General features: G+C 47.5%; 17 protein-coding genes. 7 read left to right on the forward strand and 10 right to left on the reverse strand.

The window, feature by feature from the left end:
* Window positions 1–64: 64 nt before the first annotated feature.
* A complete protein-coding gene (locus R7V76_RS02505) occupies window positions 65–487 on the reverse strand; it encodes a CBS domain-containing protein (RefSeq protein ID WP_318091156.1) in 423 nt (140 codons plus the stop codon).
* A 179-nt stretch (window positions 488–666) separates the two neighbouring features.
* Between R7V76_RS02505 and R7V76_RS02510 the strand changes: the two genes are divergently transcribed.
* From R7V76_RS02510 to R7V76_RS02520, 3 genes are all read left to right on the forward strand, one after another.
* A complete protein-coding gene (locus R7V76_RS02510) occupies window positions 667–2,913 on the forward strand; it encodes a methyl-accepting chemotaxis protein (RefSeq protein WP_318091157.1) in 2,247 nt (748 codons plus the stop codon).
* A 169-nt stretch (window positions 2,914–3,082) separates the two neighbouring features.
* Window positions 3,083–4,240, forward strand: a complete 1,158-nt coding sequence (locus R7V76_RS02515; protein ID WP_318091158.1) for a helix-turn-helix domain-containing protein — start codon at window positions 3,083–3,085, stop codon at window positions 4,238–4,240.
* 69 nt (window positions 4,241–4,309) lie between these two features.
* Window positions 4,310–6,445, forward strand: a complete 2,136-nt coding sequence (locus R7V76_RS02520) for a bifunctional glycosyltransferase/CDP-glycerol:glycerophosphate glycerophosphotransferase (protein ID WP_318091159.1) — start codon at window positions 4,310–4,312, stop codon at window positions 6,443–6,445.
* A gap of 98 nt (window positions 6,446–6,543) precedes the next feature.
* Here the strand turns inward: R7V76_RS02520 and rlmD are convergent, their stop codons facing one another.
* The 9 genes from rlmD to R7V76_RS02565 all read right to left on the reverse strand — a co-directional run bounded on the left by rlmD (window position 6,544) and on the right by R7V76_RS02565 (window position 17,373).
* Complete coding sequence (gene rlmD, locus R7V76_RS02525; RefSeq protein ID WP_318091160.1) at window positions 6,544–7,914, reverse strand: 23S rRNA (uracil(1939)-C(5))-methyltransferase RlmD; 1,371 nt, start codon at window positions 7,912–7,914, stop codon at window positions 6,544–6,546.
* Window positions 7,915–7,943: 29 nt separating this feature from the next.
* Window positions 7,944–8,912 carry a diacylglycerol kinase gene (locus tag R7V76_RS02530; protein ID WP_012371373.1) on the reverse strand — a complete coding sequence of 323 codons (969 nt, stop codon included), beginning with the start codon at window positions 8,910–8,912 and terminating at the stop codon, window positions 7,944–7,946.
* 147 nt (window positions 8,913–9,059) lie between these two features.
* Window positions 9,060–10,493 carry an Asp-tRNA(Asn)/Glu-tRNA(Gln) amidotransferase subunit GatB gene (gatB, locus tag R7V76_RS02535; protein WP_318091161.1) on the reverse strand — a complete coding sequence of 478 codons (1,434 nt, stop codon included), beginning with the start codon at window positions 10,491–10,493 and terminating at the stop codon, window positions 9,060–9,062.
* Between the two features lie 13 nt (window positions 10,494–10,506).
* A complete protein-coding gene (gatA, locus tag R7V76_RS02540; RefSeq protein WP_214767508.1) occupies window positions 10,507–11,949 on the reverse strand; it encodes an Asp-tRNA(Asn)/Glu-tRNA(Gln) amidotransferase subunit GatA in 1,443 nt (480 codons plus the stop codon).
* A 16-nt stretch (window positions 11,950–11,965) separates the two neighbouring features.
* Complete coding sequence (gene gatC, locus R7V76_RS02545) at window positions 11,966–12,256, reverse strand: Asp-tRNA(Asn)/Glu-tRNA(Gln) amidotransferase subunit GatC (protein ID WP_026827487.1); 291 nt, start codon at window positions 12,254–12,256, stop codon at window positions 11,966–11,968.
* 201 nt (window positions 12,257–12,457) lie between these two features.
* On the reverse strand, window positions 12,458–13,678 hold the full coding sequence (locus R7V76_RS02550; RefSeq protein ID WP_318091162.1) for an Nramp family divalent metal transporter: 1,221 nt from the start codon (window positions 13,676–13,678) through the stop codon (window positions 12,458–12,460).
* 150 nt (window positions 13,679–13,828) lie between these two features.
* On the reverse strand, window positions 13,829–15,340 hold the full coding sequence (putP, locus tag R7V76_RS02555) for a sodium/proline symporter PutP (protein ID WP_318091163.1): 1,512 nt from the start codon (window positions 15,338–15,340) through the stop codon (window positions 13,829–13,831).
* A gap of 73 nt (window positions 15,341–15,413) precedes the next feature.
* The gene (gene pruA, locus R7V76_RS02560) at window positions 15,414–16,958 is read right to left on the reverse strand and encodes an L-glutamate gamma-semialdehyde dehydrogenase (RefSeq protein WP_318091164.1); all 1,545 of its coding nucleotides are present in this window, start codon (window positions 16,956–16,958) and stop codon (window positions 15,414–15,416) included.
* Between the two features lie 127 nt (window positions 16,959–17,085).
* Window positions 17,086–17,373, reverse strand: coding sequence for a HesB/YadR/YfhF family protein (locus tag R7V76_RS02565; protein WP_290827751.1), 288 nt, complete (start codon window positions 17,371–17,373; stop codon window positions 17,086–17,088).
* Window positions 17,374–17,485: 112 nt separating this feature from the next.
* Here R7V76_RS02565 and R7V76_RS02570 point away from each other — a divergent pair, with 112 nt between their 5' ends.
* The 4 genes from R7V76_RS02570 to R7V76_RS02585 all read left to right on the forward strand — a co-directional run bounded on the left by R7V76_RS02570 (window position 17,486) and on the right by R7V76_RS02585 (window position 21,687).
* Complete coding sequence (locus R7V76_RS02570) at window positions 17,486–18,328, forward strand: hypothetical protein (protein WP_318091165.1); 843 nt, start codon at window positions 17,486–17,488, stop codon at window positions 18,326–18,328.
* A 12-nt stretch (window positions 18,329–18,340) separates the two neighbouring features.
* A complete protein-coding gene (bcp, locus tag R7V76_RS02575; protein WP_318091166.1) occupies window positions 18,341–18,790 on the forward strand; it encodes a thioredoxin-dependent thiol peroxidase in 450 nt (149 codons plus the stop codon).
* A 327-nt stretch (window positions 18,791–19,117) separates the two neighbouring features.
* Window positions 19,118–20,767: a peptide ABC transporter substrate-binding protein gene (locus R7V76_RS02580; protein ID WP_214767499.1), complete on the forward strand. Its 1,650-nt coding sequence runs from the start codon at window positions 19,118–19,120 to the stop codon at window positions 20,765–20,767.
* 269 nt (window positions 20,768–21,036) lie between these two features.
* The gene (locus tag R7V76_RS02585) at window positions 21,037–21,687 is read left to right on the forward strand and encodes a homing endonuclease associated repeat-containing protein (protein WP_012371384.1); all 651 of its coding nucleotides are present in this window, start codon (window positions 21,037–21,039) and stop codon (window positions 21,685–21,687) included.
* The last annotated feature ends 296 nt before the right edge of the window (window positions 21,688–21,983 follow it).

A 21,983-nucleotide genomic window follows, 5' to 3' on the forward strand; every position in this document is an offset into this window, starting at 1 on the left:
AAAGGGTCAATAAAAAGCACTTCTTCTCACTTTTCGTGAAAATCAGTGCTTTTCATACTAGATTTCAGTATTTAACGTTCTCCCGTGCCACTTTTTTAGCAAAATAGTCAATGATATCGCGCCGACGGATGATGCCGATAAAGTGTTTCCCGTCATCGATGACCGGTACGAAGTTTTGATCGGTGATGACTTCAATCATCTCTTCCATCTGGGCTGTAATGGACACGGGTTTATACCGGACCCGTTGTTTGATATCGGTTAAGCGGGTCTGTAAGACATGATCGTAATCTGCATGTTCGAGATTCTTCTCAAGCGCCCACAGGACATCCCCTTCCGTCAGGGTTCCCGCATATTTTCCTTTGTCGTCAACGAGTGGGACCGACGTGAATCGATGATGTTTCATCTTTTCAAGTGCTTGTCTGACCGTTGATTCAGGATCTAAGTATTTCACTTCGTCTTTTGGTAATAAGAAAAAAGCAATATTCATGTTCGTTCCTCCCTAGCCACTCTTCTGTGACACCACTTCTATTTTATCATGAACTCAGGTTTCGTTCAGTTCCCAAATCATGAAAATCTCCCCACAATTCCTTCATATTTAGTACTACCCTTCCGATAATCAGAATAGACAGATTTTAAAGACTATTTCAAAAGATAGGAGAATTACATATGCGTCTTCCAATCACACGCCGGCTTTTCATCGGGTTGATTTTACTGCCCGCTCTCACGTTAGGAGTCTCGACCTGGTTTTCTTATAATCAGACGAGTCAGACCGTCGAACGGTTGGTCGATTCGACCTCCCAAACGGCCTTAAAACAACTTGAGCAATCCTTCTCCCGTATCATCGATGACACGAAAAAAGATACGACCCTGTTGGCCGGCCTCCCGTTTAACCGGACGAAAGGACAACTGCCGAGTTACATAAGCAACACACCGGAAGCGGGAGCGGAACTCCCGTCCCAAAAAGCGAAAGACATCTACAGCGTCCTTGAAAAATACGGTTCATCCAAAATCGAAAATTCCTTTGTCCAGTATGCGGATACCAAGGGCGGTTATTTAAACTGGCCGAAACAGGAAGCCGCGTCGGGATACGATCCACGCCAGGACGTCTGGTACAAACAAGCGTTGGAAAATTCGAGTACGGTCGCGATGAGCGAACCGTACTATGATCAAGCCACCAAACTTTCAGTCATCGGTTTTTCAAAAGCAGCGCTCGATGATCAAGCAAATATCAAAGGTGTTCTATCCGTCTATAAAAGTGTCGACCGGTTATCGGAAGACATGAAACGGATTGAAATCGGTCAAAAAGGATTTGTCTTCAGTTATACAAAAGACGGTCAGATCGTCACGCATCCGAATAAAAATTATTTCTTTAAGAAGGTCGACCAGTTACGTGAAGATGGAAAAGCGTATTTCGAAGCCCCTAAACAAATGATCAGCCAAGAATCCGGTTCGACGATCATGGAGGTCGGCGGAAAAAAATCAGTCGTCATCTGGCAACTGTCTTCGAAGACCGGCTTCAAACTAGCGGTCGTTCTCGATTATGCCTCGTTGTATGCTCCTAAGGATGCGATGCTGACACAATCGTTGATCAACTTCGTCATTGCAATCGCCTTGGCGACTTTAATCGCCTGGCTCATCGGCCGTTCCATCAATCGGCCGTTAGCTGGTCTTCGCAGTGAGGCATTAGCCATCGCAAGCGGTGATTTACGCACAACGACCCGCCCGAAACGATGGATCAGCGACGAACTGTCGGATCTCGGTGAAAACTTTGACGCCATGCGCCAAAAGCTTCGTCAAACGATCACAGCGATGACCCAGTCCGCCGGAACCGTCCGGGATGCTTCGCACGATCTATCGTCGAATGCCGTTCATGTTCAAAATGCTTCGGTTCAAATCGGACAGACGATGGAGGAAATCGCTGCTGCCGGCGAGACGCAGACGAAACAAGCGGAACGGTCTTCCCATGCGGTTTACGGCGTCAAAGAACGATCAATCGCGATGCAGACCGCCGCTACCGAAACGCTGACCGAGGTCGCATCTGTCGCATCTGCCGCGACACGCGGCAGTCGTCTGACGAAACAGACCATCACGGATCTGTTGCAGCATTCTGATTCATTGGAACAGGAGATTCAAAATACATCTGACTTCCTCGGCAAACGTTCTGAAGAAATCGGCAAGATTCTCGGAACGTTACAGGCCATTTCCAGTCAAACCAATCTGTTGGCTTTAAACGCGGCCATCGAGGCGGCACGTGTCGGGGAACAGGGACGCGGGTTTGCCGTCGTCGCGAGCGAAGTGCGGAAACTGGCCGAAGAAAGTGATCAGTCCGCGAAACAAATCAAACAGTTACTCGATAATATCCAACACGAAACGCAGACAGCGATGGGTGCGATGAACGGCGTCATGGATGACTTAAAACAATCGCTCGAATCGGTCAAAACGACCGGTGTCGATTTCGAACAGATTGCCGGCTCCGTCCAGCATGTCTCGAATCGGACAGAATCTTTGACGGGAGATATCAGTGCCCTGACCCATGCGACCGAAGAGGTTTCTGACGCGATGGGAACGATTCTTGCCTTGACGGAAGAAAATGCAGCCGGAATCGAGACGAGTGCCGCAAGTATCCAGGAAACGAATGCGACGATCGAAGCCGTCACGACAGCAGCGGCTCATCTTGCACAAATCGCAACAGAACTTCATGCCCTGACCGTCGATTTCCAAGTTGATGAACCAATCGACGGGGATGAACTTCTCGCGCCCGCTGAAACACCTGAACCACTCGTTCACGACCTGTCTTACGACGAAGTGGCGGCGGCTTCACTCGATGAGCGTGCTGAAACCGAGCAAACTTCAACGGACGATGAATCAGCTGATCCGGCTGACTCAGACTCTTCTGACGATGCTCACCGGTAATCGATTTTCCTCCCAATCAACAAAAGACATCAACCGCCTGAACACCCGGGCCGTTGATGTCTTTTGTTTTTTTGAATGTCTTCCCGCCTTCAATTGATTCTTGCTATACAATCGTCTGGACTCGACGTAAACTGAAAACAACACGTTTTTGAAGAACGGAGGAATTCCAGTGTCGCCCTTATCAAAAGAAGATTTGATTCAAATCGCGGAAAGTCTTTACGGGACGACGGGCTTTTTTGTTTCGTACCAGTCCCTAACCGGTGAGGAACTGGATATCAGTCCGGCCGCGCCTTCGCATCCGAGCCGGTTATCGATTGAACAGGAATGGCCGGCACCGGAGCAGACACCGCTCCTGTATACCTTAAAAGATGGTACGGCTTACCTGTTTATTCCTGTCCAGGAACAAGGCCAGTACCGGATTGGTCCGGTCTTACTGCAGTCGGCCCTGTTCCGCGCACACATTCAGGATGAAGCGTTCCATCAATTTTATAAAGCATTGACCCGGACGACGGAAAACCGGTTGATCGACTGCGCTCATCTGGTCCACCGTTTACTGACCGGCCAACAACTCGCCAAACGCGACATCCGAACCGAATCGGAAATCGAGGATCAGGAGATTCCATTAATCGCTGATGTTTCTCCGCATACGGCAACGACCGCCTATATGAAGGCTTGGGAACGGGAACAACAGATTATTGAATGGATTTCTTCCGGACAAAGTGAACGTTTGGCAACGACTTATTCTCTGCCGGCATACGGCGAATTTGGATCCTTGGCGCGCCATCAACCGTTACGTGCTGAAAAAAACCTTTTGCTCGGTACCGTCCTGTTAAGCGCGCGCGCCGCAATCAGAGGTGGTCTTGAACCGGATGAAGCGTTTATGCTCAGCGATCGGATGATTGAGTCCATCGAGGCGGCGACCAGTATTTCAGAATTGCGAAACCGTCATGTCAAAATTACGGTCAGCTTTGCCGAAGCGGTTAAAGAAGTTCAGGAACTCCGTCATTCGCCGCATGTTTTGGCTGCCATCCGTTACATTCAACAACATCTGTACGAACCACTGTCGGTCTCTTCAATTAGTCAAGCCATTCATGTTTCGTCCAACTACCTGTCCGTTCTGTTTAAGGAAGAAACAGGATTACCGCTTGCCCGATATGTCATCCGTGAACGTATTCGTGAAGCGAAACGGTTACTTCGGTCCACCGATGATTCTTTATTAACGATTTCAAATAAGCTGCACTTTTCGAGCCAAAGTCATTTTAGTCAGGCTTTTAAACAAACGACAGGAGAAACACCTACACACTACAGACAGAGTCATCGTTTTTAAGTGATTTCTGCACATACCCGGTTATTTATGGTACTTTTTAAGAATAGTCTTTAATAAAGGAGCATTTTCATGAATTCCATTAGTGTCATCATCCCAGTGTATCAAACCGAATCACAAGTGAATGCCGCGATTCAATCCGTCATCGAACAATCGGTGGAATCACCGGTCGAAATCATCGTCGTTTTTGACGGCGAGAGTGCTTACAGCCAGGATCTTCAAGCCGCTTTCCCGCAAATCAAAGTCGTTGAGCAACCGCATCAAGGTGTTCACAATGCGCGTCATACCGGCCTACTTCAGGCAACAGGAGAGTATATCATCTTTTTAGATAGTGATGATATATTGTCTCCCCGAGCCCTGTATACATTTTCAAAAGCGGCTGAAAAAACAAACGGTGAAGTCATTATCGGAAAAGTTTCTCCCGTCTACAATAAACAGAAATGGTTTATGCCGATTGAAGATGACCGCTACTTTTTCTACACACGGTCAAAATTTAACACCAAACATTTAACGAGTATCCATGGGTGGATGATAAAAAAATCGTTATTGTTAGATCTTTCTCTGTTTCAGACGACCTGGTTCTCAGATACAGCCATCGCCCATACCGTCATTTCACAATTAACGAATTTCACTTCTGTGAACTACGTGGTGTACGGTAGAAATTCGCGAAGTACTCCACTTGAAGGACAGTCTTTGTATCAGTTACGGGATATTCAAACACTCGCAGATATCTCGCGCATGTACGGTATCCTATCAGCAGATACGACAGATAAATCTGTTCAGTCGTTTCTGAACAGATGGTACAAACGCTTCATCTCAAGACGCGGACGCAGTTTATTGGAAAAAGGTGATTTACAGCAACAAAAAATGATTTTTAATTATGTCGCGCGAGACTTGAAGCAGGCGAAAGCGAAAAGTAAATATCTCAAGGCATGGTCAACCGGATCCTTCACTTTGTTCCGGTTATACATCAGAGGAGTTCAATTAAAACGTTTCGTAAACTCAGTCAAACGCAAAAAAATCAAAAATGGCTTAATGCTTTATCGCGCATTCCAAAAACTTCCGGTGAAAGAAAATCTCGTATTATTCGAAAGTTTCTTGGGACGCAGTTATTCCGATAACCCAAAAGCCTTATACCTTTACATGCAAAAAAATTATCCTCATTTGGATCTGGTTTGGATCTTTGCTAAAGAACCAACGGAAGACGTCAAAGAAGCCTGTCCAAACTGGATCTTAAAAAACAGTTTGGCTTATTATCAGGCCATGGCACGCGCGAAATATTGGATTTTTAATACTCGACAGCCCGCCAGTTTGAGTAAACGCGAAGAAACCATTTATCTTCAGACATGGCACGGTACACCACTCAAACGACTTGGTCTCGATATGAAAGAAGTTCACATGGCAGGAACTAATGCCATCCGTTACAAACGGAATTTCTACAACCAGGCGCAGGAATGGAACTATCTGATTTCACCGAATCCTTATTCAAGCGAAATTTTTGCTAGTGCTTTCGGTTTCCAAAACGAATTGCTTGAAACTGGTTATCCGCGAAATGATTTATTGTATACCGATAATCAAGACGGCTTAATCAGTGAAATTAAAACAAAACTGAATCTGCCGCTTGATAAAAAAGTGGTGCTCTATGCTCCAACCTGGCGTGATGATGAATTCATCGCACGCGGAAAATATCGTTTTGATCTTCAACTGGATTTAAAACAGATGCAAGAACGACTCGGTGACGAGTATGTTGTCCTTCTTCGGATGCATTATTTGATTGCTCAAAACATGGACATTCAGAATTTCGAAGGGTTTGCTTATGATGTCTCGTCCTATGGAGATATTGCGGAACTATATTTAATCAGTGACGTATTGATTACCGATTATTCGTCTGTTTTCTTTGATTATGCTCATTTGAAGCGTCCGATGATTTTCTTTACGTATGACTTGGAGAAATATGCTTCGACATTACGCGGTTTCTACTTTGACTTTGAACAGGTTGTCCCTGGCCCTCTGTTAAAAGAAACGAATCAAGTCGTCGATTATATCGAAAACATTGAAGAGAAATCGGCTCTGTACGATAAAAAGTACGAACGTTTCCTGAAACAGTTCTGTAGTTTAGATGACGGAACAGCCAGTGAACGGGTTGCAGTTCAATTGTTTGGTCCACCCTCTGAAAACAGTGACGCGTCGGAGCAAACGGAAGAATAATACTTTCTTGAATTGATACAAGGAACAAAAAAAGACGCTGTGACTCTCGAGAATGTTTCGAGAGAGTCACAGCGTCTTTTTGTATTACGATTTGTTTCTTATGCTTCGTTTGTTTCACGTACAAAGAGCGCAACGCTCTCGACGTGTGTCGTATGCGGGAACATATCGACCGGTGTGACTTCCATCAGCTTGTAGCCGAGTTCAGCAAGAAGCTTCGCGTCACGCGCTTGTGTTGAAGCGTTACAAGAGACGTAGACGATCCGCTTTGGCGCGACTTCAGCAGCAGCACGGAGGAATTCTTCGTCACAGCCTTTACGCGGCGGGTCAACGACGATGACGTCAGGCTTGATGCCACCTTTGACGAGTGCCGGCATAACGGTTTCTGCGGTTCCGTATTCGAACGAGACGTTATCGATTCCGTTTGCTTTTGCATTGCGGCGTGCGTCGTCAATTGCTTGCGGTACCATTTCGATACCGTAGACGTGTTTCGCCTGTTGCGCGAGCGATAATGAGATCGAACCGATCCCGCAATAGGCATCGACAACGATTTCATCGCCTGTCAATTGCGCATATTCGAGCGCTTTTCCGTACAGTTTTTCGGTTTGTAACGGATTGACCTGGAAGAATGAATGCGGTGAAATTTCATACGTCAATCCGGCAATTTGATCGCGGATGACAGACGGTCCGTGTAAGACGATGTTCCGTTTTCCGAGGATGACATTCGTCTCATCCGGGTTGATGTTTTGTTGGATTGATGTGACGTTCGGGACAGCTTTTAAGATGCCTTCGACGATTTTATCCGCACCGCGCAACTGTTTGACCTTCGTCACGAGGACGATCATCAATTCGTTTGTGTGGTAACCGTGGCGTGCCATGATGTGACGGATGACACCGCTGTTTTTCTTTTCATCGTAAGCCGGAACCTTCAGGTCAGCCAGTACTTTGCGGACAGCTTGAATGGCATCGTCATTCTCTTTATTTTGGATCAGACAGTAATCCATGTCGATGATCCGGTGACTGCGTTTTTGATAAAAACCAGCCATTAACTTGTTAGATTGGAACGCGACCGGCACTTGTGCCTTGTTGCGGTAACCCCATGGATCTTCCATGCCCATCGTTTCGTGGACCGGAATCTCAAGACCGGCAAGACGCGCGAACGCATCACGGACACGGTTGTGTTTGAATTTCAGTTCCGCCTCATACGAGAGATGCTGCAGCTGGCAACCGCCGCACTGGTTGTAGACCGGGCAAGGCGGCTCGACACGATCGACACTCTTCGTTTTTTGACGGATGATCCGTCCGAAACCGTATGATTTCGTCGTTTTCGTAATTCTGATTTTGACTTGTTCCGTCGGCAGGGCACCTGGAATGAAGACCGTGTAGCCGTCAATCCGGGCAACTCCTGAACCGTCGTGCGTCAAGTCGACGATATCGACGACGTGCTCATCGTTTTTTTGTACTGGAATCATATTATTTTCCTCCTAGAAAATCCCGCGTCTTACGCGAGATTTGTTTCCTGTTCTTGTGCCTGTAGCTGTAAATTGATCGTTTCCATCTCGTCGATCCGGAACTTCGGCGTCATGACGTCGAAATGCGATTGAAGATTCGTCATCTCCCCTTCACAAATTCCGCCAAACTCGCCATCGATGTTCAAGCTCATCTCGGATGTGTTTCGCATCCGGACGAATGACGTCGTCACATGTTCAATACATGGATCAGAGAAGTGATCTCCCTTTAACGCCAACCGCATGACGCGGATTAACTCAACGAGATTACATTTTTTCAAAATGAATAAATCAAAGCGTCCATCATTGAGGGAAGCATTCGGTGAAAGTTTTTCAAAACCGCCTACAGAATTGGTGTTCGAAGTCAAAAACAACATGACTTCGCCTTTAAAAATCCCGCGTTCATGTTCGAGCTCGACATAGGTCGGACGGATTTGCGGGAGTTTTTCCATCCCTTTGACGTAATACGCCAACTGTCCGAGTGCCGTCTTCAGTTTTGATGGAACTTCATACGAGAGTTCCGTCATGATGCCACCACCTGCGATGTTGATGAAGTAGTGGGTACCTGTCGTCCCTTCGATCTTTCCGATGTCGACGGGCATCGTGTACCCGGTACAGATGACATCCATCGCCCCTTCAATCGTCAAAGGAATCCGCATCGCCCGGCCAAAGTCATTCGTCGTTCCGACTGGTAAGACACCGAGTTTCGGACGCACCGGATACGATGCCATGCCACTGATCACTTCGTTTAACGTGCCATCTCCACCTGCAGCAACGACAAGGTCAAATTCGGCTTCACAGGCCCGTGCTGCTTCATATGTCGCGTCACCGACCGCTTTCGTCGAATAGACGGAAGTCTCATAACCCGCTGCTTCCAGCCGGTCTAAGATATACGGCAGATTACGCTTTACCATCTCTTTCCCGGAAGTCGGGTTATAAATCACTCGCGCTCTAGGTCTCATAAGATTTTCTCCTTTTTTACTCAACCGATCCATTTGATACATAACTGTTTTATTTTACATGAAGTACCGGCACATTACAAAGGCAAAAAAAAGAAGCACTGCTTCCTTCCCTTGGTTTAAGAGAAGAGAGCAGTGCTTCAGCAGGGCTTATTTTAATTTTTCGAGTTCTTCGTAGAACAGCTGATCGAGCAGTGCCGGATTCGCCATTCCTTTTGTCTTTTTCATGATTTGACCGATGACAAAACCTTTTTTCCGGTCCCGGCCGTTGACCAGTTCTTCAACGACTGCCGGGTTGGCTTCAAACATCTCGACGACCAGTCCGCGGAGCAGTCCTTCGTCCGAGATTTGCGCAAGTCCTTGTTCTTCGACGTAAGCGCGTGGTTCGACGCCTTGTTCGATGACTGCCGTAAAGACTTGTTTCGCGATTTTCGATGAAATCGTGCCGCCGGCAATCAGTTCGATCATTTCAGCGAGACGGGCCGGTGTCAGCTTGATCGTGTCGAACGTTTCCGTTGATTTGTTCAAGTGACCTTGGACTTCCCCGACCGTCCAGTTGGCAGCGGCTTTCGGTTCAGCACCGGCTGCAATCGTCGCTTCGAAGTACTCGGCCATCTCACGTGTGACCGTCAATTGTTTCGCATCATACGCTGACAGACCAAGCGCTTCCTGATAGCGGACGCGGCGGGCATCCGGTAATTCCGGAATGCCGGCGCGGATTGCTTCTTTCCAGTCATGATCGAGGACCAGCTTGACGAGATCCGGTTCCGGGAAGTAACGGTAATCGGACGCGCCTTCTTTGACACGCATCAGGATCGTTTGTTTTTTTGTTTCGTCAAAGCGGAGTGTTTCCTGACGCATGACGCCGCCGGATAACAACAGCTTACGGTGACGGTCTTCTTCAAACTCAAGACCTTTTAAAACGTTTCCGAACGAGTTCAAGTTCTTCAACTCGGTTTTCGTTCCGAACTTCTCTTGACCGTATGGACGGACGGAGATGTTACAGTCGCAGCGTAACGAACCTTCTTCCATCTTGACGTCCGAGACACCGGCGTATTGAAGAACTTCCTTGAGTCGTTCAAGGTAAGCGACCGCTTCTTTTGCTGAGCGCATGTCCGCTTCACTGACGATCTCGATCAACGGGGCACCTGTCCGGTTGAAGTCGACGACCGAATGGTTGGCACCGGTGTGGTTCATTTTCCCGGCATCTTCTTCAAGGTGGACGCGTTCAATCCGGAAACGTTTTGTTTCGCCGTCGACCTCAGCATCGATGTAGCCGTCAAAGCCGATCGGCTGATCAAACTGCGAAATTTGATAGGCTTTCGGTGTATCCGGATAAAAATAGTTTTTCCGGTCGAATTTCGTTTGATCGGCGACATGACAGTTTAACGCCATCGCAGCACGAACCGCGAGTTCAACCGCTTTTTCGTTGATTTTCGGCAGGACGCCGGGATGTCCAAGACAGATCGGACACGTCTTCGTGTTCGTTTCTGCGCCGTATTCCCGGGCACAGCCGCAAAACATCTTCGTATTTGTATTTAATTCGGCATGGACCTCAATACCGATGACCGTTTCAAAGTTCATAAGGCATTCTCCTTTATAACTTCGGAAGCGCGAATCCGCCGGTCGCAAGCTCAAATGCATGCGCCGCACGATAAATCGTCGCCTCGTCAAAGTGTTTTCCGATGATTTGCAGACCGACCGGTAATCCGTCAACAAGACCGGCTGGGACCGAAATTGCTGGAACACCTGCTAGGTTGATTGGAATCGTCAGGATATCGTTGGCATACATCGTGACCGGATCGTCGTTTTGGGCACCGAGTTCGAACGCAGGTGTCGGAGCAGTTGGTCCGATGATGACGTCGTAGTTGGCAAGGACTTGGTCGAAGTCTTGTTTGATCAACGTCCGCGCTTGTTGTGCTTTTTTATAATAAGCATCGTAGTAACCTGAGCTGAGGGCATATGTGCCGAGCATGATCCGGCGTTTGACCTCGTCACCGAAACCTTGAGCGCGTGAATACTTAAAGACATCTTCGAGTGCATCGGCTTCGGCACGGACACCGTAACGGATTCCGTCGAAACGTGCGAGGTTCGATGAAGCTTCTGAAGAAGCAAGCAAGTAATACGTCGCGAGCGCATATTTCGAGTTCGGAAGCGAGACTTCGTCGACTGTCGCGCCAAGCGATTCAAGTTTCTTGATGGCGGCACGGATATTTTCTTTAACGCCTTCACTGATTCCTTCGCCGAAGTACTCTTTCGGGACGGCAATCTTGAGTCCTTTAATATCACCTGTCAATGCTTGCGTGTAATCGGTCGGGTTGACGTTCGCTGACGTCGAATCCATTTCACAGTGTCCGGCAATCGCACTTAATAAGTACGCATTGTCTTCGACTGTCCGTGTCAATGGACCGATTTGGTCAAGTGACGACGCAAAGGCGACGAGGCCGTAACGCGAAACGAGACCGTAAGTCGGTTTCAATCCGACGACACCACAGTAAGCAGCCGGTTGACGGATTGAACCACCCGTATCTGAACCGAGGCTGAACAAGACTTCTCCAGCCGCGACAGCAGCTGCTGAGCCGCCTGACGAACCGCCCGGGACGTGTTTCGTATTCCACGGGTTACGGACCGGCTTGTAAGCCGAGTTTTCATTTGATGAACCCATCGCGAACTCATCCATGTTGAGTTTCCCGATTGTGACGGCTCCTGCTTCATGCAGACGCTCGACGACTGTCGCATCGTGTGCCGGGACGAAGTTTTCGAGGAACTTCGAACCGCATGTCGTCGTCATCCCTTTCGTGACGATATTGTCTTTGACACCAATCGGTAAACCGAATAACGGGTTTGCTTCGTGTTTCGCAATCTCGTCCATCCGTTTTGCCTGTTCGAAAGCATCTTCGTTTAATGATAAAAATGCGCCGATGTTTCCGTCGACACGGTCAATGCGGTCAAAGGATTCCTGGACAAGTTCGGATACTTTGACTTCTCCGTCTTTGACGAGTGTGTGTAAGTTCTTTACACCATGTTCAAAAAGTGACATATCGGTGGTCTCCTCCTTATTCGAATACTGCCGGGACACGGACTTGTCCGTCTTCCCAATCAGGTGAGAGTCGTTCTACTTCCGTACGCGGGAGCGACGGGCGGACTTCGTCTTTACGCAAGACGTTTTTGAGATCGAGGACGTGTGTCGTTGGTTCGACGCCTGTCGTATCGAGTTCATTTAATTGTTCAGCGAACCCGAGAATCTTCTCAAGTTGAACGGTAAATTGTTGGACTTCTTCATCTGTTACGGCGAGACGTGCTAAATGCGCCACATGGCGGACTTGTTCTTCATTAATCTTTGCCATCTGATTCCACCTCCGGAACTTTTTCAATATATTTTACACTATTTTTAATCATAGCACTTTTTGTCCAGACAAAAAAGACGATGGTGCATCGGGGGGAGGTCCGCACCATCGTCCTTATAGGGGTAGCAAAGCTTCCGGGCAGAAAGCTTCTAGTAATGAATTACCCGTGCTGCCGGTAAGCAAAACAAAAAATCTGATTATTCAAAATAAAAGATCACCCAGCAGATAGATATTAAAGACGATGACGATGCTGACGATCGCCCAGGCAATCCCTTTCGTCAACGGCTGATTTTTATATTTGCCCATGATCCGTTCACTCGATGTCGCACGAATCAACGGAATTAAGGCAAACGGAATTCCGAACGATAAGGCGACCTGACTCCAAATCAACGCACGGGTCGGGTCAAAGCCGGATAACAATAAGATGATCGCCGGTAGCATCGTCACACTGCGTCTGAGGAAAATCGGAATCTCCATCTTCAGGAATCCCCGCATGATGGCGTCGCCGGACATCGTCCCGACACTTGATGAAGCCAGTCCCGAAATCAGCAACGCTCCGCCAAACAGATAAGGTGCCGCGCCGCCGAGCGACGTCCCGAGTCCGTGAAAAATACTTTCCAGTGTCTCCGCCTGTTGGCTCGTTCCGAAGAAAACCGTCGCGGCAATGACAAGCATTGCGCCGTTGACCGCCCCCGCAATCAGCATCGCCGCCCAAATGTCCATCTTCTGAATCCGTAACAATCCTTTTTTATCCGCGATTGTCCCCATACGGCGTTTCGTTAAATCGGAATGGAGATAAATCGCATGCGGCATGACGGTCGCCCCGAGCATCCCTGCTGCCAGAACAATGCTCGACGTTCCGGAAAATCCGGGAATCAATCCGCCGGCGACATCGCGCAGGACCGGTTTAACTTCAATGACCTGAATCGCAAACGCCAGCGCGATGACCAGGACCAATGCTCCGATGACAGCTTCAAAATGCCGTAACCCTTTCCGTTCAAATCCAAGAATGATGAACGAAGCAATCGCCGTCAGCAAGGCAGCGATTTTCAAATCGATGCCGAACAATAGGTTAAACCCGAGTGCCGCTCCGACGAACTCCGCTAAATCCGTTGCCATCGCGACGAGTTCGGCCTGCGCCCAATAAATGATTCGCATGACCGGCGACAGTTCATCCCGAATCACTTCCGCAAGGCTCGTATTGCTGACCAGTCCCAGTTTCGCGGACAGCGTCTGAATCATCACCGCCATCAGGTTCGCGGCGACAATTACCCAGAGCAGTAAAAATCCGTACTGGGCTCCTGCCGTCATGTTCGTTGCAAAATTCCCCGGATCGAGGTAAGCGACGGCGGCGACGAAAGCCGGTCCGATATAGTGTCTTTTTTTCAAACGCTCCACTGGAACGATGGGTTGACTCGCCATTTGCCTCACCTCTCTTTAGTTGTTAGTATACGCTTTTTTTGCGTGTAGGCAACATATATGTTTTATGTAAAGATATGTTCACTAAGTTAGTTTCTTCTATAGAAAAAGAATGTCCGGCGCATGAGGCACCGGACATTCTTTTTTTAAGCATCAAACGACTTTCCGTTGTTGTTCCGCTCCTTTGAGTTGAGCCTGTACTTCATCGAATTCATCATACATCGCTTGGCTTGGTGCTTTCGTCAAGAGACTGCCGATGACGAGTGCGACCGTCGAAGCGAGGAATGCAGGAATCATTTCATACATCTCCGAGATGTAGAACGGAAGATCTTTGACGTACATCTTCACTAAAATCCAGGCGATGACGACGACTGACCCTGTAATCATCGAAGCAAGCGCCCCTGTTTTGTTCATCCGGCGCCAGAGCAGGCTGAACAGGACGACCGGTCCAAAGGCGGCACCGAATCCGGCCCATGCATATCCGACCAACGTCAGGATGGACTTTTGCGCGCCGAATGATAAAGCGATCGCAAGCAGTGCAACGACGAGAACCATGATCCGCCCCATGACCATCAACTCTTTATCTGATGCATTCCGTTTCAGGAAACGCTGATAGAAATCATTGGTTGCAGCACTCGACGAGACGAGCAGTTGCGTCGAGATCGTCGACATGATCGCCGCGAGCAATGCTGCGAGTAATAGCCCTGTAATGAAACCTGGGAACAAGTCACGCGACAATTGAATGAAGACGTTCTCCGGATTCTCGAGTGTTCCGCCTTGTTGTGTGAAGTAGGCGTATCCGAATAATCCCGTTACCATGGCCCCGATAATCGAAAACGTCATCCAGATCATTCCGACCCGACGCGCCGATTTCATTTCATGCAGGTTTCGAATCGCCATAAAACGGACGATGATGTGCGGCTGGCCAAAGTATCCAAGCCCCCATGCCAGCAGGGAAACGATCCCGATCACGGTCGTCCCTTTGAACAATTCGAGTTTCGAACCGTCCGTTGAACGAATTGTCTCAAGCGTTTCATTGATTCCGCCGCTGAGCGTCAGCGTCACAGCCGGAACGATTAGCAAGGCGATGACCATGATCATGCCTTGAACAACGTCCGTCCAACTGACGGCAAGGAATCCGCCGAGGAAAACGTATGCGATGACGACAGCTGCCAAAATCCATAAGCCGGTTGTATATTCGAGTCCGAAGACGGATTCAAACAGACGACCACCGGCAACAAAACCACTTGAAGCGTACATTATAAAGAATATTAAGATAACTCCAGCTGAAACTGTACGCAGGACACCACTTTTATCGTGGAACCGTTTTTCAAAGTAGTCGGGAATCGTGATGGCATCCCCGGCATGCGCTGTATACGCACGTAAGCGTGGTGCGACGAGCAGCCAGTTGGCATAGGCACCGAGCAATAACCCGATTACGATCCAACCACTGGACAGACCAGTTGCAAACATCGCACCCGGCAATCCCATCAATAACCACCCACTCATATCACTGGCTCCGGCTGAGAGCGCTGTGACGACAGGTCCGATTGTTCGTCCTCCCAGCATATAATCGTTCATGTTTTTTGTCCGATAATACGCGACGACGCCTAGTGTGACCATCAAACCCAGATACAACAAAATCGCGAACCACATTCCGTTCATCTCGTGCTCCCCCTTTTCTAAAAGAAAAACGGGTATGCAGGTTGCATACCCGTTTCATCTATTAAACATCATTTTAGAACATTTCAGAAGTAGTTTTTGCTTGAAGATGTAAAGTCAAGTAATCCGGTCCGCCTGCTTTTGAATCCGTTCCTGACATGTTGAATCCGCCAAACGGTTGGTACCCAACGATTGCACCTGTGCAACCGCGGTTGAAGTACAAGTTACCGACATGGAAGTTCGCACGTGCGTATTCCTGGTTCGTACGATTTTGAGTGATGACGGCACCTGTCAAACCGTACTCCGTGTTGTTGGCAATGTCGATTGCTTCTTTGAAATCTTTTGCTTTTGTGAACGCAACGACCGGTCCGAAGATTTCTTCCTGCATCAGACGGTCTGTCGGTTGGACGTCAGCAACGATTGTCGGTGAGACGAAGTATCCTGTCGAATCATCCGCTGTACCACCTGCTGCAATCCGGCCTTCTTGTTTCGCGACATCGAAGTACGATGTGATTTTCTTGAAAGCTGCTGCATCGATGACAGGTCCGACGTTGTTCGTCACATCGACCGGGTTACCGATACTGAGTTTGTTTGTGTTTTCGACGACTTTCGCAAGCAACTCGTCATAAACCGAATCGAGTGCGACGACACGTGAACAAGCTGAACATTTTTGTCCCGAGAAACCGAATGCCGCTTTTGTAATCATATCTGCCGCATAGTCGAGATCAGCCGACTCGTCGATGACCATCGTGTCTTTTCCGCCCATTTCCGCGATGACGCGTTTGAGCCAGATTTGACCGTCGTTCAATTTTGAAGCACGTTCGTTGATGCGGAGTCCGACATCACGCGAACCTGTGAAGCTGATGAAACGTGTTTTCGGGTGGTCGACGAGATAGTCGCCGACTTCCGCCCCTGGTCCCGGAATGAAGTTCAAGACGCCGGCTGGAAGACCCGCCTGTTCCATGACTTCGACGAATTTAGCAGCGACAACCGGTGTCGTCGATGCAGGTTTCAAGAGGATCGGGTTACCTGCCACGATCGCAGCAACCGCTGTTCCTGCCATGATGGCGAGTGGGAAGTTCCATGGTGAGATGATGACACCGACACCAAGTGGAATGTAGTCGTACCGGTTGTATTCGCCCGGACGGCTCTCGACTTTCTTGCCTTCTTTTAAGACAAGCATTTGACGCGCATAGTATTCGAGGAAGTCGATCGCTTCCGCTGTATCCGCATCTGCTTCGTTCCATGGTTTACCTGCTTCTTTGACGAGGTAAGCCGAGAATTCATGTTTGCGTTTCCGGATGATGTTTGCGGCTTTGAATAAGACGTCCGCACGAACACTCGGATTGACGAATTTCCACGTTTCAAATGCTTTGACAGCTGCCTGCATTGCATCTTCAGCGTGTGCTTGTGTCGCTTTCGAAACGCGTCCGACGATTTCTTCTTTGTTTGCCGGATTGACAGAAACGATTTTGTCCTCTGTCGTCACACGTTCTCCCCCGATGACGAGCGGATAATCTTTTCCAAGCTCTTTCGATACAAGTTCAAGCGCCTCTTCGAACGCTTTCTTGTTTGCTTCCTGTGAGAAGTCCGTGAATGGTTCGTGTTTGTACGGAATCATCTCTATTCCCCCTTTTATACTTGCTTTTAATCGCTTACATTCTCCATTGTACAGAAGCATGTCGCCGCTTACAATTATTCTAGACAAAAAAATGAAGAAGACCGTTTCGGCCCTCTTCATCCGCTGTTCATTGCTTGGCTTGTGAAAAGACAATCTCTTCATTTTGGACGGATACTTCGACATCCTGTCCCTGGAACAGCCAATCATCCTGATCGGAGACGACGAAATGAATCCCGTCGACGGTTTCTTCGACTGCTGCCCGTTCGACAGTCTCCATGTGAACTCCGACCGAGAATCCTTGCGTTAAATCGGTAGAGCCGCCGTACTTGGCGAAAAAGCGGATCGTATCGCCTTCTTTTGCTTCCATCTCTTCTTTAAAATATTGTAACGCTTCGTCTGTTACGTGAATTTTCATGTTGAACCCACTCTCCTTTATGCTAGTGTACCTATTCCCTACTCAAAAAAGCGAATTTCCTGTATGGTGAAGACATAATGCAAGATGTTGTTCATATAGGAGGAACTGAAATATGAAACGATTATTGACGGTACTCGTGTCGACAGGGATCATCCTCGCCGGATGCGGAAACGATTCCGCTCCGTCTACTGATACTGAATCCCCGAAGTCGACGGAAACGAAACAAACGAAACAGGCAAGTCAAGACGTTCTCGATGTTTATGCGACCTATCAAAAGACAATCGGCCGGTCCGGCACGGCAGATGCCAAAGCACTTGCCGCGATTGAGTATACGGGGGATCAAAAGTTGTTACGGGCCGCGACACTCGGTGCCAAGAATTTAAAGATCAAACCGGGTAAAGTCGTCAAAAGTTTTCAGCAAGGTAACGTCGCCTACATCATTCACGAATTCAACGATGAAGACGGATCGCCTTTACCGAACCGCGCTTCAAAACTGTTTTTAAAACAGGACGGCGAATGGAAAGTCGTCATCGTGCCGACGAAGTTTGATCCCGAAGTCTTTACGACCCTCGCCTCGCTGTTTGAATCCTTTAATGCCGATGAATACGGCGTCAATGCGAAAGCAGCGGAAGCCGTCGGGAATACGAAGGAAGACAAGCAGGATGAAGTCTTTACCCGGGTCAATGCCCAGACCGACTACATGGCGCTTGAAATGAACAGCAACATCCTGATGATTTACGGTCCGGCCCTCGGTAACAAAGGAAATCCGGAGACGCTTGTCAATTACTATGAGGATTACGCCGACTGGTACCGGGAGGAACAATCCTTGTTACTGAAGACGGCAAAAGCCGGCACCGACTTTGAAAAGTATTTGATTGCGCTCGATCCGTTAAAGGAAAGTCTGCAAAAGAAACTCGAAAAATACGCTGACCAGTTGAATATGGAACTGGGTTGAGGAGGACCATTCATGAATACAGTCGATTTTACACTGCCGAATGCGCAGGGAGAAATGGTTTCATTAAGTGATTTCCGCGGAAAAAAAGTCATCGTCTACTTTTATCCGAAAGACTCGACACCGGGTTGTACGACGGAGGCGTGTGACTTCCGTGATGCTTCGGAAGCCTTTGCCGCAAAGAACACGGTCATTCTCGGTATTTCGGCAGACAGTCAAAAACGTCACCAGAATTTTATTTCAAAATACGAACTTCCATTCGAATTATTGTCTGATGTCGACCATACCGTCTGTGAGCAATACGGTGTCTGGCAGCTGAAAAAGAATTACGGAAAGGAATATTATGGAATCGTCCGTTCTACTTTTTTAATCAATGAATCCGGTGAATTGATTCAGGAATGGCGTTCCGTGAAAGTAAAAGACCACGTCGCAGAAGCACTTTCCTTCCTCGAACAACTGAATTGATCCAGTTGAAACACGTCATTTTTATAGACGTGTTTTAATTTTGGAATCATTTTTACCTCCCAATATTATCCTTACCAAAAATTATTTTTACAAAAAAACCGTTGATATCACACGAAATTTTAACCAATTTGAAATAATCTGAAAATAAGCTATTGATTTTTCTGAATATTGTATTTATTATTGGTAACAAGTTGATCCGGTGCTTTCCTTCAACAAAATAAAAGGCGATGACCCCTCTTATTTTTTTAATAGGACACCGGATCGCTATTCTAATCGGTACTCATTTTTCAATCATATATATTCATTCTTGGGAGGGAACTTATTATTATGAAAACGAAAAAAACACTTGCACTCGTTGGTGCTTTAGCCATCGCCGGATCAAGCCTCGCTGCTTGTACATCGACAGATGATTCAAAAGATACTTCAGGTTCGACCGATACGAAAAAGGCGTCGGACAAACAGGTTCTTAACCTGACAAGCGGTTCAGACATCCCTGCACTCAGCCCGACAGTTGCAACAGACTCGGTTTCATTCACAGTCTTAAACAACGTCCAGGAAGGTCTCTTCCGTCTCGACGAGAAACAAGAGCCGACACCTGGTGTTGCGGAAAGTGTAGACGTCTCTGAAGATGGTCTTACATACACATTTAAATTACGTGATTCGAAATGGTCGGACGGCAGTGACGTCACGGCAAAAGACTTCGAATATGCGTGGAAACGTGTTCTTGATCCGAAAAGCGGATCGCAATATGCGTACATCATGTATATCATCGATGGCGCTGAAGCTTACAACACAGGAAAAGGAAAACCGGCTGACGTCGGCGTTAAAGCAGTTGACGACAAGACACTTGAAGTCAAACTGACACAACCGGCTGAGTACTTCAAAGCATTGACTGGCTTCGGTTCATTCATGCCGCTTAAACAGGAATTCGTAGAAGAAAAAGGGAAAGACTTCGCGACAAACCCGGAGAACTTCCTTTACAACGGACCGTTCCAACTGACGGACTGGAAAACGGAAGTCGGCTGGAGCTACAAGAAAAACGACCAGTATTGGGATGCCGATACGGTTAAACTCGAAGAAGTAAACTATAAAGTCGTTAAAGAAGTATCGACGGCCGTCAACCTGTACGAAAAAGGTGATATCGATACAGTTGGTCTGACAAGTGAGTTCGTTGATCAGTACAAAGACAGCGAAGACTTCGATACACGTCTTGACGCTTCGATGTACTACATCCAAATGAACTTCAAAAACGAATTGCTCAAAAACAAAGACATCCGTAAAGCAATCGACTCTGGTTACGATAAAGAGCAAATGGCGAAAGTCCTCTTAAACAACGGATCGATCCCTGCTTACTACTATGTACCAAAAGAATTTGCTAAAGGTCCGGACGGAAAAGACTTCCGTGACGGCAACGAAGGTTTCGGATCATTCGATGCTTCGTCGGCTAAAGCTTCGTTCGAAAAAGGTCTGAAGGATATCGGTAAGAAATCCGTCAAGCTTGAACTTCTTTCATACGATGACGACAACTCGAAGAAAATCTCCGAGTACCTCAAAGGCGAGTGGGAGAAAAACCTTCCAGGTCTTGAAGTTACAATCAAACAGCAACCGTTCAAAAACAAATTGGACCTCGAGTCTAAAGGTCAGTTCGAACTTTCATTCGCAGGATGGGGCCCTGACTACCAGGATCCAATGACATTCCTCGACATGTGGATGACTGATGGACCGTACAACCGTGGTAAGTACACAAGCGACAAGTACGATTCACTCATCAAGTCGGCGATGAAAGAAACAGATGCAGCAAAACGTTGGCAGTCACTGAAAGATGCCGAGAAAGTTTTGCTTGAAGACGATCAAGCGATCTCAGTTATGTACCAACGCGGGGCTTCCCTCTTACGTAAACCTTACGTTAAAGGAATCGTCAACCACAAAGTCGGTGCGGATACTTCGTTCAAATGGACGTATATCGAAGGAAAATAAGTATGACCTAAGACCAGTCTCGCTCCATGCGGGTCTGGTCTTTTTTTCCATATGAGACAAATGTACTGTTTTTAGGTGGTTCATTAAAAATTGGTAACATTCTGTTTTCATTTGAATTACTTCCATTTATACTTAGCAGAAGAATGATTTTCACTTTATTTACAATATTTCACGGTAATTATTCATAATTAATGGAAAAGTGCCGATATATTCTATACAGAGGACTTTTGCCTCAACTATTACGATTTACTAGGAAGGAGGACTCACCCTTGAAACAACGTGTACTTACGAGTCAACAGACATGGACGGAAGAACAACTTGAAATGATTCAAGCCATCCAAGCCTTGGGCGAACTCATCCAGGATCGTCCCCGCCGGACGATTTATCGTCGTTATGCCATCGAACATGGTTGGCCGCAACCGGAAACCATCATTCGTCAGTTCGGATCTTGGCCGGAAGCTTTATCCGCAGCCGGTTATGAATGGCATATCGATCAACAGCCGGAAGAACTCGAGCGGGCTCCGAAATATACTAAAGATGAAATCCTGAAGTCGTTTCACCGATACGCCCAGGATGTCGGATCGACGATCACCTTAAAGAAATATCAAATCTGGCGTAAATCGGTTCATCATGCTCCGAGTCATTATCATATCGTGAAGATGTTCGGATCTTGGCACGATGCCTGTACGGCCGCCGGATTAGAAGCAAGCGTCACCTATTCAAAAGCCGAGCTCGCCGCGTCATTGCGCCAAGCGATTGAAGAGGTCGGTTTCTCGCTCTCATTCGAAGCGTATCGTGAATGGGCGAAACGAAACAACAAACCATCGACGAAAGCTCTACTGCATCGGTATGGTTCTTGGTCTGCCGCCATCCATGCGATTGAAAGTGAAATCCGTACGAGCAACCAGCAAGCTCAATAATCCTGCCTTTATTTTCCCTTAAAATACATTCATAATCACTGAGCCTCCTTCTCTTGCAGAATGAGGCTTTTTTTGTCCCATTTGACGCCTTCAGAGAGCTTTTGTCCTTTACCTACTCAAGGACCTCTCCACACGATATATACGTCATCAGGACGTTAAAAAAACCGTTGACGACTGATATGCTCCCACAAAAGTAGACAGTTGAAATAATAAAACTGTCCACTTTTGAAGGGAGCTTTTTCTGTGTATAAATATAGATATTCAGCTGCTGAAAAATTAATAATTATCAAGAAATG

It is taken from the genome of Exiguobacterium artemiae, from assembly GCF_033342815.1.
Classification (GTDB): domain Bacteria; phylum Bacillota; class Bacilli; order Exiguobacteriales; family Exiguobacteriaceae; genus Exiguobacterium_A; species Exiguobacterium_A artemiae_A.

Excerpts from the sequence above, each read along its gene's own strand:
- R7V76_RS02530 (WP_012371373.1), bottom strand. The coding sequence starts at position 8,912 with ATGAGACCTAGAGCGCGAGTGATTTATAACCCGACTTCCGGGAAAGAG.
- R7V76_RS02510 (WP_318091157.1), top strand. The coding sequence starts at position 667 with ATGCGTCTTCCAATCACACGCCGGCTTTTCATCGGGTTGATTTTACTG.
- rlmD (WP_318091160.1), bottom strand. The coding sequence starts at position 7,914 with ATGATTCCAGTACAAAAAAACGATGAGCACGTCGTCGATATCGTCGAC.
- R7V76_RS02570 (WP_318091165.1), top strand. The coding sequence starts at position 17,486 with ATGAAACGATTATTGACGGTACTCGTGTCGACAGGGATCATCCTCGCC.
- R7V76_RS02580 (WP_214767499.1), top strand. The coding sequence starts at position 19,118 with ATGAAAACGAAAAAAACACTTGCACTCGTTGGTGCTTTAGCCATCGCC.
- R7V76_RS02520 (WP_318091159.1), top strand. The coding sequence starts at position 4,310 with ATGAATTCCATTAGTGTCATCATCCCAGTGTATCAAACCGAATCACAA.
- bcp (WP_318091166.1), top strand. The coding sequence starts at position 18,341 with ATGAATACAGTCGATTTTACACTGCCGAATGCGCAGGGAGAAATGGTT.
- R7V76_RS02565 (WP_290827751.1), bottom strand. The coding sequence starts at position 17,373 with ATGAAAATTCACGTAACAGACGAAGCGTTACAATATTTTAAAGAAGAG.
- gatC (WP_026827487.1), bottom strand. The coding sequence starts at position 12,256 with ATGGCAAAGATTAATGAAGAACAAGTCCGCCATGTGGCGCATTTAGCA.
- R7V76_RS02550 (WP_318091162.1), bottom strand. The coding sequence starts at position 13,678 with ATGGCGAGTCAACCCATCGTTCCAGTGGAGCGTTTGAAAAAAAGACAC.
- pruA (WP_318091164.1), bottom strand. The coding sequence starts at position 16,958 with ATGATTCCGTACAAACACGAACCATTCACGGACTTCTCACAGGAAGCA.
- R7V76_RS02505 (WP_318091156.1), bottom strand. The coding sequence starts at position 487 with ATGAATATTGCTTTTTTCTTATTACCAAAAGACGAAGTGAAATACTTA.
- gatA (WP_214767508.1), bottom strand. The coding sequence starts at position 11,949 with ATGTCACTTTTTGAACATGGTGTAAAGAACTTACACACACTCGTCAAA.
- putP (WP_318091163.1), bottom strand. The coding sequence starts at position 15,340 with ATGAACGGAATGTGGTTCGCGATTTTGTTGTATCTGGGTTTGATGGTC.
- gatB (WP_318091161.1), bottom strand. The coding sequence starts at position 10,493 with ATGAACTTTGAAACGGTCATCGGTATTGAGGTCCATGCCGAATTAAAT.